8 protein-coding genes are annotated in these 13,681 nt (G+C 49.6%); 5 read left to right on the top strand and 3 right to left on the bottom strand.

The window, feature by feature from the left end:
- Positions 1 to 77: 77 nt before the first annotated feature.
- Complete coding sequence (locus I2I11_RS18885; RefSeq protein WP_196269309.1) at positions 78 to 1,292, bottom strand: IscS subfamily cysteine desulfurase; 1,215 nt, start codon at positions 1,290 to 1,292, stop codon at positions 78 to 80.
- A 117-nt stretch (positions 1,293 to 1,409) separates the two neighbouring features.
- Between I2I11_RS18885 and mce the strand changes: the two genes are divergently transcribed.
- From mce to I2I11_RS18900, 3 genes are all read left to right on the top strand, one after another.
- A complete protein-coding gene (mce, locus tag I2I11_RS18890; protein WP_196269310.1) occupies positions 1,410 to 1,811 on the top strand; it encodes a methylmalonyl-CoA epimerase in 402 nt (133 codons plus the stop codon).
- An 83-nt stretch (positions 1,812 to 1,894) separates the two neighbouring features.
- Positions 1,895 to 2,467: an L-threonylcarbamoyladenylate synthase gene (locus I2I11_RS18895; RefSeq protein WP_196269311.1), complete on the top strand. Its 573-nt coding sequence runs from the start codon at positions 1,895 to 1,897 to the stop codon at positions 2,465 to 2,467.
- Positions 2,468 to 2,565: 98 nt separating this feature from the next.
- Positions 2,566 to 3,993: a CCA tRNA nucleotidyltransferase gene (locus I2I11_RS18900; RefSeq protein WP_196269378.1), complete on the top strand. Its 1,428-nt coding sequence runs from the start codon at positions 2,566 to 2,568 to the stop codon at positions 3,991 to 3,993.
- Between the two features lie 354 nt (positions 3,994 to 4,347).
- Here I2I11_RS18900 and I2I11_RS18905 read toward each other — a convergent pair whose 3' ends face one another.
- Both I2I11_RS18905 and I2I11_RS18910 read right to left on the bottom strand, forming a co-directional pair.
- Positions 4,348 to 6,858 (bottom strand): PspC domain-containing protein, encoded by a 2,511-nt coding sequence (locus I2I11_RS18905; protein WP_196269312.1) that lies wholly within the window; start codon positions 6,856 to 6,858, stop codon positions 4,348 to 4,350.
- 6 nt (positions 6,859 to 6,864) lie between these two features.
- Positions 6,865 to 7,200, bottom strand: a complete 336-nt coding sequence (locus I2I11_RS18910) for a PadR family transcriptional regulator (protein ID WP_196269379.1) — start codon at positions 7,198 to 7,200, stop codon at positions 6,865 to 6,867.
- Between the two features lie 279 nt (positions 7,201 to 7,479).
- On the opposite strand from I2I11_RS18910, the gene I2I11_RS18915 reads away from it, so the two are divergent.
- Together I2I11_RS18915 and porU2 are read left to right on the top strand one after the other, a co-directional pair.
- The gene (locus I2I11_RS18915) at positions 7,480 to 8,577 is read left to right on the top strand and encodes a putative type IX sorting system protein PorV2 (RefSeq protein WP_196269313.1); all 1,098 of its coding nucleotides are present in this window, start codon (positions 7,480 to 7,482) and stop codon (positions 8,575 to 8,577) included.
- Positions 8,578 to 8,599: 22 nt separating this feature from the next.
- Positions 8,600 to 13,633, top strand: coding sequence for a putative type IX secretion system sortase PorU2 (gene porU2, locus I2I11_RS18920; RefSeq protein WP_196269314.1), 5,034 nt, complete (start codon positions 8,600 to 8,602; stop codon positions 13,631 to 13,633).
- Positions 13,634 to 13,681 lie beyond the last annotated feature (48 nt).

The raw sequence follows: 13,681 nt of genomic DNA on the forward strand, positions 1-13,681 counted from the left end.
AATTCCGAATTGAATTAGAACCTACGAAGCATGATTTGGTTTCGCTACCGTTCGCGGTTTCTAATTCTTAATAGATTTTAGTGTTCTGCCCACTCAATAGAGTTCAGGTCGATGCCTTCTTTGTACATCTCCCACAGCGGCGACATTTCGCGCAGCTTCGATACAGCCTCTTTTACGTGGTCGATGGCGTAGTTGATTTCTTCTTCTGTTGTGAAGCGGCTCAGTCCGAAACGCAGCGAAGAATGCGCCAAATCATCACTTAAGCCTAAAGCTTTCAGCACGTAAGAAGGCTCCAGGGAAGCTGACGTACAGGCCGAACCGGACGATACGGCCAGGTCTTTCACGCCCATCATCAAACCTTCGCCCTCTACATACTTAAACGAAATATTCGATACATGAGGCAAGCGATGTTCAGTAGAGCCATTCACATAAGATTCCTCAATGGTCAGCAATTCACGTTCCAGGCGGTCGCGCATGGCCGAGATACGGGCAGTATCTGCTTCCATTTCCTGCTTAGCCAGTTCGGCAGCCTTGCCTAAACCAACAATGCCGGGTACGTTCAGGGTTCCGGAACGCATCCCGCGCTCGTGTCCGCCGCCGTCCATCTGGGCCGTAACTTTTACACGCGGGTTCTTGCGGCGCACATACAGGGCACCAACACCTTTGGGGCCATACATTTTATGCGCCGAGAAGGCCATGATGTCGATGCCGTCTGCCTCAACGTCTACCGGAATCTTACCAACAGCCTGCGTGCCGTCAGTAAAGAACAAAATGCCGTGCTTTTTGGCGATAGCAGAAATCTCACGAACCGGCTGAATAACACCCACCTCATTGTTGGCATACATGATAGAAATCAGGATAGTCTTATCCGTGATAGCTTCTTCCAGTTGCTTCAGGTCAATCAGGCCTTTGTCATCTACGTGCAGGTACGTTACCTTGCCGCCAATCTTTTCGATGTGCTTGCAGGTATCCAGTACCGCCTTGTGCTCGGTAGTGGCGGTGATAATGTGGTTGCCCTTGGAGGCATACATCTCATACACACCTTTGATAGCCAGGTTGTCAGACTCTGTAGCGCCGGAGGTAAAGATGATTTCTTTTGGAGAACAATTAATCAGCGCCGCAATCTGGTCGCGGGCATAATCAACGGCTTCTTCTGCCTGCCAGCCGAATGCGTGGTTGCGGGAAGCAGCATTGCCAAACATTTTAGTCATGTATGGCAGCATGGCCTCCAGCACGCGTGGGTCCAGGGGTGTAGTAGCGTTGTTATCCAGGTATATAGGTAGTGTTAGCATAGCACTGTTTTATTTATCTCTTTCGTCCTGTTTTAGTAACAGTCTGTATAAATTATTAGTTTTGAAATCATGCAAATTTACATAAAAAAGGTTACTTAGACTAATTACAAATTAAAAATGCTGAATATAGAACATATCGGAATTGCTGTCAGAAACTGCAGTGAGGCAAATAGTTTATACACAAAGCTGCTGGGCACGGAGCCGTATAAGTCAGAACAAGTAGCATCAGAGGGCGTAAATACCTCATTTTTTAAAGTAGGCGGTTCTAAAATAGAACTGCTGGAAGGCACTACTCCCAACAGCGCCATCAGTAAATTTATTGAGAAACGCGGTGAGGGCATCCATCACATCGCTTTTGAAGTAGAAGATATTACAGCGGAAATGGCCCGCCTGCAGCAGGAAGGTTTTACGCTGCTAAACGAAACACCTAAAAAAGGAGCCGACAACAAGCTGGTATGTTTCGTGCACCCCAAAAGCGCCAACGGCGTGCTGATAGAACTGACGCAGGAGATACGGTAGGTCGTTATGCGTTAATCGTTATCTGTTATCCGGAGTTCTACGATTAACTAACAACGATCAACGAACAACCTTAACATAAAAATATGAACCAGTTTCTGAAAGAAATACAGGCGGCTGAGGAAGAGTTGCTGATGGGCAATGTGATACTATATCCCACCGATACGGTGTGGGGGCTTGGCTGCGATGCGGAAAATGCAAAGGCTGTCCGGAAGATATTTGAGATAAAGGAGCGGCCCGAATCGAAGACGATGATTGTACTGGTGGCGGATACAGATATGCTGCGGCATTATGTGAAGGAGTTGCCGGAAGGTTTTGAAAAACTGCCGGCGCAACAGGAACGGCCAACCACCTATGTGCTTCCGGGGGCGCAGAACCTGCCGCAGGAAGTAATTGCCGATGACGGCACCGTAGCCATCCGGATTACGGATGATGAATTTTGCCACAAGCTGATTCGCCAGTTTGGCAGGCCCATTATTTCTACCTCGGCCAATGTGAGCGGCAAACCGGCAGCAGTTTCCTTTGCCGATGTCTCCGAAAGTATAAAACAGCGTGTAGATCATGTGGTGCGCTGGCGTCAGGAGGAAAAAGTAGAGGCAAAACCTTCCCGTATCGTTAAAATAGAGCCGGACGGTACACAAACCGTATTGCGGTCATAGGGACAGGCCGCGACATGGCCCTACATCATCGTTTCGATTTATTCCCTTATTTTTGCACCTCGGGCGGCGCCACTGTAGCCCGGGGTTTGATTCTAAAGATGGACAAAGTACAATTACCTGAGCACCCGATTTTTGCCGTTATAGCTGAAGCTGCCGCCGCGCTGGGGACTGATGCCTATGTAATTGGCGGCTTTGTACGCGATTTGGTGCTGAAGCGGCCTTCCAAAGACATTGACGTGGTATGTGTGGGTGATGGCATTGCCCTGGCAGGTATGGCTTCGCAGTTATTGCCGAACAAGCCAAAGGTTACCGTTTTCAAAAACTTTGGGACAGCCATGCTGCGGGCCGGGGAGTGGGAGGTAGAGTTTGTAGGCGCCCGGAAAGAATCGTACCGTGAGCACTCGCGCAAGCCGGAAGTGGAGCAGGGTACGCTGGACGACGACCTCAAACGCCGCGATTTTACCATTAATGCCCTGGCTATCAGCCTGAATGAACACAACTATGGCGCGCTGATAGATGAATTTGACGGCCTTAAAGACATGAAGCGTAAAATTATACGCACGCCACTGGCGCCCGGCATCACGTTTTCCGATGACCCTTTGCGGATGATGCGCGCCATCCGTTTTGCTTCGCAACTCGGCTTTGACATTCACCCGGACACCTTTGACGCGATTATCGATAATAAAGAACGCATCAAAATTGTATCGCAGGAGCGGATTACGGATGAACTGAATAAAATTATACTTTCGCCTACGCCAAGTTACGGATTTAAGCTGCTGTATGTATCGGGTTTGCTGCACCTCATCTTCCCGAAAATGGTGGAACTGCAGGGCGTGGAAACTATAAACGGCAACGCGCATAAAGATAATTTTTACCATACCCTGCAGGTGCTCGACAATGTGGCCGAGGTTTCGGAAGACCTGTGGCTGCGCTGGGCGGCGATACTCCACGACATCGCCAAGCCGGATACCAAGCGCTATTCCCCAAAAGTAGGCTGGACGTTTCATGGGCATGAGGACCGCGGCGCGCGCATGGTGCCCAAACTGTTTGCCGCCCTGAAACTGCCCCTGAATGAGCACATGAAATTTGTGCAGAAGCTGGTGCGCCTGCACCTGCGCCCTATTGCACTGGTGAAAGATACCGTAACAGATTCGGCTATCCGCAGGCTTTTATTTGAGGCGGGCGATGATGTGGATGCCCTGATGGCCCTCTGCCGTGCCGATATTACCTCTAAAAATGACACCAAAGTAAAGCGCTACCTGCAGAACTTCGATAAAGTAGAGAAACGCCTGGTAGAAGTAGAAGAAAGTGATAAGCTGCGCAACTTCCAGCCGGTAATAACAGGTGAGGTGATCATGGATACGTTCGGGCTCAAACCTTCTAAAACTGTAGGCGAGCTGAAAGAAATGCTAACAGAAGCGATACTGGAAGGCAAGGTCAAAAATGAGTTTGACGAAGCCCATACCTTCCTGCTGCAGAAAGGAAAGGAAATGGGGCTTCGCCAGGTTCACTCATCAAACAACTAAACAAACAACTATTTTATTAAACTCATGCCCTCGCTTGTGGTGTGGCTTATACTTAAGGAACATTTGTTCCAAAGACCTTGCGGCGTGTTCAGCTCCCGCGAGTGTCTGTGCCAGTGGGCTTCTCTATCCAGCGCCTTGGCTCACATGCAGGCACAACAGCGGGTATCTTTTTAGAACTGCTTACTTTGCCTAAGATAAAAAGCATGTTGGTTCTTATATAGTTTTATTTTGTACTAATAGCGGCAGATTTTTGGAAGCGGCCCGAACGGTAATAACTATGGTTCAGCCCGCTTCCATTTTGCTTAATTTAATTTATACTTTGACAAACATCGAAGTATAAACCGGTTTAGATTATTACTTATGTTCTACCTTGCTGGCGCCGTTAGCGTTGATGCGGGTAATACCAGGATTGCCATCATACTTTATCTGGCTGGCACCGGAAGCTTCGGCTCGTAATTCAGAGGTAACGTATACCTCAACTACAGTCATACCAGCGGCATCAACCTCTACTTGCGTGGCCGACATCTGTCCTGCATCTATGCTGCATGCGCCGGCTGCATTTAAATCAAATACATCCGTATGGCCCACAAATCTGCTGGCTGATGCACCGGTAATATCAGCTTTGAGGTTTTGGGTGCGTACATTAAATGCTGCTTTGGTTGCTCCCGTCAGGCTCACATCCAGGTTGTTGCTGGTGATGCCGTTTACGTCGGCTTTAATGGCGCCGCTCAGGTCTATTTCGTTGATGTTTGGCGCGGTAATCTGAATAAGGATAGGCTCCCGATCGTCGAACAGGTTAATGGTATTGTCTTCGTAGCTTATAACCAGCTCGTTGCCATTCTGCTTTATTTCCATTTTGTCCATTTCCTCGTTGCTGGCGTGCACCCGCACGCTGTAGTTACCGCCCTGCGTTAGCTGCACGTGGTAAGGGCCGCCGATGCTGATGTGCTCGAAGTTGCTATAGTTGAAGTTCCGGACGTTTTCGCTGTACGCGCTCTCATCCAGCAGCACGCTTTCGCCATCGCTAAAGGCATCTACATCCATGTTGATGTTAAAATCATCGTCATTCCGGTTATTGTCATTCTCCGTGTCGAGTGTGTCGGTGGCGCAGGTGAGGCAGGTCAGCATATCGCCTTTTACCTGCCAGGTGTTACGCGCAATCTTCTCGTGGCTGTAGTCCTGGTCGAAAGTGGCGCCGGGCAGCATGTTCACAAAGTCTTCTGTCAGCCGCAGCTTCTTGTTTTTCGGCAGCAGGAGCTTTATTTCCAAATCCTGATCACGGTAGGCAGCGCCCGGCTTAAATTCATAGCCGTTGTCGAAGCGGAGTACGGAGTCTTTCTGCACCACGCGGTAAGTTATCATGCGGGCATTGGCCTGCGCCTGCGCCTCAGTCCGGCCTTTGGCTTCTACATTCTGGATGATCTCTACATTGTCTCCGTCAGCTTCACGCACATCCACATATATGTTGTCATAATCGGTGTTGATATCGTAGGCATCCAGCGTCAGCGTTTCGTAATTGCTCACAGGTATAATTCTGTTTGTGATAACTTCGCCGGAGCGCTTAAAATTACCGGCATACGAAGCGATGCAGAGAATCAATATAAATACGCTTACCAACCATAAGCCGAACATCGACCAGCCCACTATGGCGCGCAGAAAGAAACGTTTTGTCAGTAAACCAATGCCCAGGAACATCAGCAGAATCAAGGGAATAATGCCTACAAAGAAGCCTGCCACCAAGCCGAGCCGGGGAAACCCCTCCAGAAACACGGAGGCCGGATAATCGCCAAAAGAAATATTCTGAGGTTCAGCAATCCACCCTAAGGTATAAAACAGAGTCGTGAGCAGGGCAATGGTGAGCCCGATGGCAAGCACCAGTAAAAACACGCCTGCCCCGATTCTGATTAACGTAATCAGGAAGGCAAGTATAGGGCCCAGTGCTCTGCCCAACCAACTGAAAATCTGGGAAATCAGGCGTACAGGCAGGAGTATAACCCTGGCAAGTGTGCTTTCCTGGCCGTTGCTGTCCTTCATGTTCAGGTTGTCTTTCAGCGTTTTTTCTATACCCGCCAGCGTTACCGGGTCGCCCTGCATCTGCATGCGTTCGGTAAGCGTAACAGCTTCAGGCACAGCTATCCACAGCACGATGTAAGCAATCAGGCCAAAGCCACCGGCAAAAATAAGGGCCAGAAATATAATGCGGATTACAGCCACATCTACGCCGAAGTATTTGGCTATACCGGCACAAACGCCGGCCAGCTTCTTGTCCTCGGGATCGCGGAACAGCTTTTTAACAGTGGTTTCGGGCAGCAAATCATTAGGAGGCATCGAAATCCAGAGGATGATATAGACGATAACAATAAAAGCCACCGATATACCAGCTGTGAGCGGCGCAATAGCCACCAGGAAGATAAAGAACAGCCGCATCCAAACCGGGTCTACGTTCAGGTAGTTGGCTATGCCTGCACAAACACCGGCAATTACTTTGTGGGTAATATCGCGGTACAGCTTTTTAGGGCCTGTGTAAGTATGGCTTTCTGTTCGGGTGCCGGCGCCTGCTGTGGCTGTTGTGGTATAAGGAATATCATCATCCATGGGGTCGAGTACTTCAAAATCGGTTACATCGCCCATGCGAGCAATCAGGTATTGTACATCTTCCAGAGAAATAACCTGCTTGCCGGGCACCAGCCGCGCGGAGAAAATCTCTGCAATACGGTATTCGATATCGGCTATAATTTCTTCGTGCCCTTCATAGTTGGAGAAGTAGGTTCTGATAGAGGCAAGGTAACGGCTAAGCTGCTCATATCCATCCTCTTCTATATGGAAGATGATGCCTTGCAAGTTGATGCTTATATTCTTTTTCATAATTACTTAGCGTTTCTTGTTTAGGATGATATGTTCAGTAGAGGCAACCAGTTCGCGCCATGTTTCCCGGAGCTGTTCTAAGAAGACGATGCCAGTATCAGTAAGCTTATAATACTTTCGCGGCGGACCGGAGGAAGACTCTACCCAGTTGTATTCGAGAAGCGACGCGTTCTTAAGGCGGGTGAGCAGGGGGTAGAGCGTACCCTCCACAACAATCATTTTGGCTGCTGTTAGCTCCTCCAACATGTCGGACGCATATACTTCACCACGCGAGATAATCTCCAGGATGCAGAACTCCAGAATTCCCTTCCGCATCTGCACTTGTGTGTTTTCTACTTTCATGATGATTCCGTTATAATGTTGAGGCAAATATATTATAAGGTACTATGTAAAGCAAGGTACTATTGAAAATAATTACGAAACTTTTTTCTAATGGTTATCAGCACAGCAGGATTATAATGATAATTCCTTATTTTTGGACAAGATACAATTGTCCTGAAAGCTGGTAAAACACTGTGTATGATGTTTAAAGAGGACTTTAGACTGGACTTTGTTGAATAGAGCAGCCGGATAAAGTGCAATACTGGTTTTTAAGTATGAAAAAGTTTTTATTTCTATAGTATGATTAAATTCTTGATTGGCTGTGTGGTTGCAGTATGTCTGCTGCTAAGCTGGTCCGCTGTTTCCGCGCAGGTAGTCACGCCCAAGTATAGCAACGAGTTTCTGAACATCGGCGTGGGGGCACGGGCGCTGGGCATGGGCAACGTGCAGTCGGCAATTGCTGATGATGCCACAGCCGGATACTGGAACCCAGCCGGCCTGCTTCGCCTCGGTTATAAGTATAACATAGGGCTGATGCACTCAGAACTGTTTGCCGGTATCGCCAAAAACGATTTTGCCAGTTTTGCCATGCCGCTGGATTCCTCAAGTGCGCTCTCTGTTTCAGTTATCCGTTTGGGCGTGGATGATATTGCCGACACGCGCCGCCTGCAAAACGAGTATGGCTACATTCAGTACGACAGCATCCGTTTTTTTTCGGTAGCAGATTATGCCATGCTGATCTCGTACGCCCGCCGCAGCAACCTGGTGCAGGGCCTGCGTCTGGGTGCAAGCGCCAAAATTATTTATAGAAACGTAGGCGAGTTTGCCAATGCTTATGGCTTCGGCATCGATGCCGGCGCACAGCTGGAACGCGGCAGTTGGCAGTTCGGCATTATGGCCAAAGACATCACTACCACCTTTACCGCCTGGACACACAATGTAGAAGCCTTGGAGGAAGCCTATCAGCAAACCGGCAACGGCCTGCCCGAAAGCACCGCCGAACTTACGCTGCCGCGCGTGGTGCTGGGTGTGGGCAAAACTTTTCACTTCACCGATAAATTCTCCGCGCTGCTCGCCACCGACATCGATTTTACTTTTGATGGCAAGCGCAATGTGCTGCTAAAATCGGAGGTAGTGTCGGTAGACCCGCATGCCGGTCTGGAACTGGCTTATGCCAACACCGTTTTCGTGCGCGGCGGCCTCAACAACTACCAGGAAACCATAAACTTTGATGGGGGTACCACCAGGCGCCTGCAGCCGAACTTTGGCGTGGGTATTTTAACCAATGGTTTCAACGTGGATCTGGCCCTTTCGCGGGTAAGTGGTAAAGAAAGCAATACTATCTCCGGCAATGGCGCTTCGTCCGTTATCGTGTCGCTGGGTTATTCCTTCAACTAAATCTGTCCAGTACAAACGGCTCATGCATACTATTTCAGATTACAGGCGGGTTTGGGTAGCTATACTTCTGTTCCTGAGCGGATTTGCGGCGTGGAGCGCACAGGCCCAGGGCAGTTACGGCAACGAATGGATTAACTATTCCCAATCCTACTATAAAATAAAAGTAGCCAACAGCGGCCTGCACCGCCTGAGTTATGGTTATCTGGACAGCCTGGGGCTTTCGGGCATCAATCCGCAGCACCTGCAGCTTTTCCGCAGAGGCAGGCAAGTGGCGGTTTATGTAGCCGGAGAAGCGGATGGCAAACTGGATGTACAGGATTATCTGGAGTTTTATGGCGAGCGCAACGACGGCGCCCTGGATCGGGAGTTGTATAAAAACCCGGAACATCAGATACACCAGCTTTACAGCTTATACACCGATACAGCGGCTTATTTCCTGACCGTGAACCCTGCCGGGGGCAAACGCATGCAGGAAGTTAATCCTGTAGCAGAAGGCCGCACGCCCGAGCCCTATCAACTGCAAAAGGCCCTGTATGTAAACACCGACAGGTATAACTATGGCAAAAATTATGGCGAAAGCCGGTTGCCCTGGATGGATGAAGGGGAGGGTTATATGTCGAATTACTCTAAAAATTCCCGCACCTATACCATTTCAGGTATCACGAATATGGAACTGACGGGGCCGCAGCCATTTGTTACTTTCGTTACGGTAGGCGCCTACAATGAGAATCATACTTTAGATGTAAACGTCGCATCTGCCGGAGGATACAGGAAACTGGGAACTTACAAGTATGATCCCTTTAGCTTTGGAAGAGATACCCAGCCCATTACATTCTCAGAAATTAACGCACAGGGCAAGATTACCTTACAGATAGTGCCGCTGCCTACTTCTACACAAGGCAACTCTATCAGCTTTTCATACGGCGTGGTCACCTATCCTCAGCAAACGGTATTTACCGGCAACAGCATGTTCTTCTATACAGATTCAACCAGGTCTGATACGCCATACTATGCGTACAGCAACCTGCCCGCTACCGTGGTAGCTTATGATGTAACGGATGCCTATAATCCTGTAAGAATAGAAGGATATGCAGCAGGAACAGGCAAGGGATTTGTGATCAACAGCGGTACTGCCACGCGCAAAATATTGCTTGCCAATACCCTCAAACCTTTCAGGCCCGCCGGATCTAAAGACGAGATAAAGTTCAGGAAAATTGCGCCGGAAGCACACAATTATATCATCATCACCAACAAACGGCTGATGAAGCCTGCTGCGGGTTCGGGCCTGCCAGCACCAGTTGCATATGCTGCTTACCGGGCCTCCGCTGCCGGCGGCGGTTACGACACGCTCCTCATGCCTATGGATCAGATTGTGGATCAGTTTCATTACGGGGAGTTCTCTTCCAATGCTGTCCGGCACATGATGGCGTTTATAGATACGTCGCCGCGCGCCAGGCAGCTGTTTATACTTGGTAAAGGGCTCGCTTATGCCTCGGATACTTACCGATCCGTAAATGGGAAATTCAGCTTCTACCAGGTAGGTGCCCGTAACCCGAAAGTACATGAACTTGATCTGGTGCCCACCGGCATCTCGCCATCTTCCGACATTTTTTTTACAGCCGATTTCAGGAACAACTCCTACGTGCCGCAGGTGCCCACGGGCCGCCTGGCCGCTACCAGCCCCGAGCAGATTATTAATTATTTAAACAAGGTAAAAGAATACGAAGCTCTTTCGCCGGTAGCGCCGTGGCGGAAAAACATACTGCAGTTGGGTGGCGGAAAAACAACTGGCGAAATCAACCAGATAGCGGCCTATCTGCGTGGATACAGGGAGATAGCTGAAGGGCCTTTACTGGGAGCCACCGTCATCGAAAAGTACAGACAGAATGTGAGCGAGGTAGTGGAAACCGTAAATGTGGCGGATGAAGTAAACAATGGCGTATCGCTGATTACTTTTTTCGGGCACAGTGCGCCCGGCATCACAGATCTGGACATTGGTTTTGCATCTGCTCCTATCAACGGGTACAAAAATAAAGGCAAATACCCGGTTATGCTGATGAACGGGTGCAGCGCCGGCGACGCTTTTGTGCCGAACAACGTTTCTTTTGGCGAGGACTGGCTGCTGACCGCAGACAAAGGCGCGGTAGCGATGATTGCCCATGTGGATGCCGGCTACCCGAATTTCCTGAACATGTATTCCAGTATTTTTTATGCCACTGCCTTTCAGGACTCCGCCTTTTATGGCAAACCGCTTGGCCTCGTGCAGCAGGAAACAATTAGCCGGGTACTGAAATCGACTACCAGCGATGTAGCAAAGGCGATGGTGATGGAAATGGTGTTGCAGGGCGACCCGGCTTTAACACTTTATACACCCGCAAAGCCCGATTATCTGTTTAGCGGAACCGAACTAAAGGTGGTTAACGAAGACGCTTCTACAGTAACAGCAGCATCCGAAAAGTTTAACCTTGTTCTGGAAACCGATAACCTCGGCAAAGCCATTCCTGATTCAGTGCACGTGCAGGTAAAGCGCACACTTGCCGACAATACCGTGCTCGTATTTGATTCCATCAAAGTAAAGCCTATACTTAAGAAAGGCACGATCGAGATTCCAATGCGCAACAAGGGAATTGTTGCGCTGGGGATGAATACGTTTGATGTATACCTCGACACCCCCGGCATGGTTGACGAATTTAACGAAGACAACAACATCGGGCATTTCCAGCATTATTTCCCGGCAAGCGGTTTAGTAGCACTGCGCCCGGCAACATACGGCATTGTAAATACAAGGCAGGTAAAGCTGGTGGCGCAGGCTACGCAGGCGCAGCTCAACCAGCAGGGATATTACTTTGAGATAGATACTACAATTGCCTTCACCAGCCCGGTAAGGCAGACAGGCATAGTTGAAAATACGCTTTTGCCGGCCTGGGAAGTAAACCTGCCGCAGGTGGGGAGCAATAACGACAGCACAGTATTTTACTGGAGAGCCCGCTTTCAGCATTACGCTGCCAATGAAGATACCATATGGGCTGCCAGCTCTTTCCGGTTCATCAACGGAGGCAAAAGCGGGTGGTCGCAGAGCCATGCCGGGCAGTTTAGAGAGGTGCAGACAGAAAAAATCAACCAGACGGGAAAAGAGCACATCCAATGGGAATTTAGCCCGGTAGTGGCCGAAGTTACTGTCAGAACAGTTGGCGGAGATATGAGATTTACAGATCCGCCTTATGGATTGTCGGTGAATGGCAGGCCTTTGCTGGAAGAATGGTGTGGCGATCCGACAAGCGCTACGCCCAAGCTGTACTTGGTTGCTATTGATAACAAAACGCTGAACACGGCGAAAGGCATTTACCCCACGGACTTCTGCTCTCATGTGCCCGAACTCTACGAATTTATAAATTTAACCACAGCCGCCAGCCAGGCCAGATTAAAAGCCTACCTCGAAGCGGTGCCTGAAGGTTATTATGTTGCCGCTATCAGTATTAACAAAGTGCCTTTCGAAAGCTTTTCAGCCGAACTTAAAAATGCTTTTAAAAGTATAGGCTCCGGACTGATGGACGAGTTGAAGAACGGCTACCCGTATGCGCTGGTAGGCCAGAAAGGCACGGCACCCGGAACAGCACAGGAACTCACGGCCACTGCCGACAACGCCACCCTGCCTACCGCGCAGCCTGTTTCTCTGAAAGTAACGCTGCGTTCGACGCAGCAGGCCGGTACGATTACTTCATCCGTTATCGGCCCCGCCCTGCGCTGGGAAACATTATACCACAACATCGAAGCCAATGGCAGCGACAAGTATAAGCTGAGCATATTGGGTATAGATACTGCCGGCTATGAGCAGTTGCTGGTGGATAAGGCAGATGCAAAAGCGTACAGCCTTGCTGCCATAGATGCGCAAACTTATCCCAACCTGAAGCTGAAGGCCTTTGTATCAGACTCCGTTGCACGCACTGCGCCACAGCTGAAGGAGTGGCTGGTATACTACGAGCCGGCGCCCGAAGGCGTCATCCGCCCTGATTTGGTGAAAGTGAGCGAACAAATGCTGACGGAGCAGGCAGGACAGGGAAGTATAAACCTGCCAATGGCTTTTCAGAACATCACCAACACCGCCTTCCCCGATTCGCTGACCGTGAACGTAACGCTGACGGGCGACAGCCGGCAGACAACAACCTCACGGTTTAAAATAAAACAGGCCGGTGCTAATGAAACAGTAACTTTTAACTATATCATGCCCACGCTTTCGCTGGATGGCAATTATAAACTCAGCCTGTTTGTGAACCCGCGCGTGCAGCCGGAACAGCAGTATTTCAACAACATCTACGAAGTACCTTTTAAAGTGAAGTCGAAGTTGCACCCGATTATGGATGTGGCTTTTGATGGCGTGCACATCCTGGACGGCGAGCTGGTGTCGCCGAGCCCTTTGATCAGCATTGTGCTAAAAGATGAAAACCGACAGGTGTTTCTGCAGGACCCGGCAGCCATGTCTGTTATTCTGATTGACCCCGATGGGCAGCAGCAGGAAATTTCGTTGGCCAACAACCCGCAGCAGGTGCGCTTTTACCCAGCCGATGAGAAAAATGATTTCAGGCTGGAGTATAAGCCCGAAAAACTGGCTGATGGCAGGTATACCATAGAAGTGCGCGCACGTGACGTGTCTGGAAAGGCTTCAGGGATTTCGCCGTACCGCATCAGCTTTGAGGTGATAAGCGAGGCGAGCATTACCAACTTTTACCCGTTCCCGAATCCGTTCTCAACCAAAACACAGTTTATTTTTACCCTAACAGGCAGTACCATTCCCGAGCACATGAAAATTCAGGTGATGACGGTAACGGGCAAAGTAGTGAAAGAAATTATGAAGGAGGAAATGGGGCCGCTGCGCATCGGCAACAACAAAACAGCATATGCCTGGGACGGCACCGACATGTATGGCGACAAACTGGCCAACGGCGTATACCTCTACCGCGTGGTAATGAGCCGGATAGACGAAGATATGAAGCACCGCTATACTGCCGGCGACAAATCCTTTAAAAACGGTTACGGTAAGTTGTACATTTTGAGATAGCCGGAAGTTGTATGTTAAAACTTGAAGTTTGAGCCTTTAACTCTCAAC

Origin of the sequence: Pontibacter rufus, from assembly GCF_015694705.1 — a bacterium.
Taxonomy (GTDB): Bacteria; Bacteroidota; Bacteroidia; order Cytophagales; family Hymenobacteraceae; genus Pontibacter; species Pontibacter rufus.

Bases quoted from the DNA above. Each gene is read 5' to 3' on its own strand.
- I2I11_RS18885 (WP_196269309.1), bottom strand. From the start codon at position 1,292: ATGCTAACACTACCTATATACCTGGATAACAACGCTACTACACCCCTG.
- mce (WP_196269310.1), top strand. From the start codon at position 1,410: ATGCTGAATATAGAACATATCGGAATTGCTGTCAGAAACTGCAGTGAG.
- I2I11_RS18895 (WP_196269311.1), top strand. From the start codon at position 1,895: ATGAACCAGTTTCTGAAAGAAATACAGGCGGCTGAGGAAGAGTTGCTG.
- I2I11_RS18900 (WP_196269378.1), top strand. From the start codon at position 2,566: ATGGACAAAGTACAATTACCTGAGCACCCGATTTTTGCCGTTATAGCT.
- I2I11_RS18905 (WP_196269312.1), bottom strand. From the start codon at position 6,858: ATGAAAAAGAATATAAGCATCAACTTGCAAGGCATCATCTTCCATATA.
- I2I11_RS18910 (WP_196269379.1), bottom strand. From the start codon at position 7,200: ATGAAAGTAGAAAACACACAAGTGCAGATGCGGAAGGGAATTCTGGAG.
- I2I11_RS18915 (WP_196269313.1), top strand. From the start codon at position 7,480: ATGATTAAATTCTTGATTGGCTGTGTGGTTGCAGTATGTCTGCTGCTA.
- porU2 (WP_196269314.1), top strand. From the start codon at position 8,600: ATGCATACTATTTCAGATTACAGGCGGGTTTGGGTAGCTATACTTCTG.